1 protein-coding gene is annotated in these 2,400 nt (G+C 44.5%); it reads left to right on the forward strand.

The window, feature by feature from the left end; genetic code table 11:
• Positions 1–319: 319 nt before the first annotated feature.
• Complete coding sequence (typA, locus tag ABF638_RS37720; RefSeq protein WP_435027842.1) at positions 320–2,110, forward strand: translational GTPase TypA; 1,791 nt, start codon at positions 320–322, stop codon at positions 2,108–2,110.
• Positions 2,111–2,400 lie beyond the last annotated feature (290 nt).

The following is a 2,400-nucleotide window of genomic DNA, read 5'->3' on the forward strand; positions in this document are numbered from 1 at the left end:
AATGACCAATGACCAATGACCAATGACCAATGACCAATGACCAATGACCAATGACTACTTAATCGACTGTAATTCTCAAAAGCAATACCGCCCTTCACACAATATCTGTTTGTAACAGAAGCTTTTTTTGTCCCACTAACACCGTAATTACCACACTTTTCCATTGTGGGATTTACAAAACTCCCCGCAATTGTGACGATTACGCTAGAATTGTTAAAGGTTCTTTACAGAATTTGCTGATCATCCCCAGTTCTGTTAAAACAGCCTAGCATTCAAATGTAAATCTTAAAACCCCCTCTAGAGTTCACCAAAAGTTTCTATGACGCTCCCAATTCGCAACGTCGCAATTATCGCCCACGTTGACCACGGCAAAACCACGCTGGTTGACGCACTCCTCAAACAATCCGGCATTTTCCGCGAAGGCGAAGACGTTCCGGATTGCGTTATGGACTCCAACGCCCTAGAACGGGAACGGGGTATTACTATCCTGTCCAAAAATACAGCAGTTCGCTACAAAGAAACGCTAATCAATATTGTTGATACTCCTGGACACGCTGACTTTGGTGGCGAAGTTGAACGCGTACTCGGCATGGTTGACGGATGTCTTCTAATTGTCGATGCCAATGAAGGCCCCATGCCCCAAACACGCTTTGTTCTGAAAAAAGCTTTGGAAAAAGGGCTGCGCCCCATTGTTATTATCAACAAAATCGACCGTGGTAAAACTGACCCCCACGTTGCTGTCGATAAAGTTTTGGATCTGTTCTTGGAATTAGGGGCAGATGAAGACCAGTGTGATTTTACCTATCTGTTTGCCTCCGGTATGGCAGGTTTCGCCAAGGAAAGCTTGGAAGCAGAATCGGTAGATATGCAACCCCTGTTTAACGCGATTCTGCAACACGTTCCACCACCAGTAGGCGACAGCACTAAGCCTCTGCAATTGCAAGTTACAACCCTAGATTATTCTGAATATCTGGGACGGATTGTCATTGGTAGAATTCACAACGGTACTATCCGCTCAGGACAGCAAGCAGCTTTAGTTACAGAAGATGGTACCATTGTCAAGGGTAAAATTACCAAGTTGATGGGCTTTGATGGACTGAAGCGCGTAGAGATGGAAGAAGCAACCGCAGGTTATATTGTGGCGGTGGCTGGTTTCGCTGATGCTTATATTGGAGAAACGATTACTGACCCCAATGAACCACAAGCTTTACCACTAATTAAAGTGGATGAACCAACCTTGCAAATGGCCTTCTGGGTGAATGATTCGCCCTTTGCTGGTCAAGAAGGTAAGTTGGTAACATCAAGACAAATTCGCGATCGCTTATTCCGCGAACTTGAAACCAACGTTGCTTTGCGTGTCGAAGAAACCGATTCTCCCGATAAATTCCTCGTTTCCGGTCGTGGAGAACTCCACCTGGGTATCTTAATTGAAACCATGCGCCGGGAAGGCTTCGAGTTCCAGGTATCTCAGCCACAGGTAATTTACCGCGAAATCAACGGTCAACCTTGCGAACCTTTTGAACTCTTGGTGTTAGACATTCCTGGTGATGCTGTGGGTAGCTGTATTGAACGCCTGGGACAACGCAAAGGCGAAATGCAAGATATGCAACCAGGTAGTGGCGATCGCACCCAATTAGAGTTTGTCATTCCCGCCCGTGGATTGATTGGTTTCCGGGGTGAATTCATGCGGATGACTCGTGGCGAAGGCATCATGAACCACAGCTTCTTAGACTACCGTCAACTTAGTGGCGACATTGAAGCCCGTAACAAAGGTGTTTTAATCTCTTTTGAAGAAGGCGTTTCTACCTTCTACGCCATGAGAAATGCCGAAGATAGAGGAGCATTCTTTATTACTCCCGGCACAAAGGTTTACAGAGGCATGATCGTGGGAGAACACAATCGTTCCCAAGATTTGGAACTAAATATCTGTAAGACCAAGCAGTTAACCAACCACCGCGCTGCTGGTGGCGATGAATTGGTGCAACTGCAAGCACCGATAGACATGAGTTTAGAACGGGCTTTGGAATACATTGGCCCCGATGAATTGGTGGAAGTTACACCCCAATCGATTCGTCTGCGGAAGATGTCGAAGAAGTTGGCGAAACGGTAATTCATAGCGGTGGCTTTTCTTGCTCACCCACTCATTTAATAACATCACAAAACAAAGCCTGCTGACGCAGGCTTTTTCGTTTAGTAATCTTCTAGTAGTTAAATGTAGTACTATACGCTACTATAAATTAATCAATCTATTTAGAGCGAGTCAGTCAATTCGATTCGCAAACATACTAGCTAAAGGTTTCTTATATGAGCAATGGAAATCATAATAATACTTACAATATATATTTAGGCAAAAGTGTTGAATGTTAAGAAAAATCCGATAAAAACAGCCCAAAATATGTT

The organism is Nostoc sp. CALU 1950, from assembly GCF_051172895.1.
Classification (GTDB): domain Bacteria; phylum Cyanobacteriota; class Cyanobacteriia; order Cyanobacteriales; family Nostocaceae; genus Nostoc; species Nostoc edaphicum_A.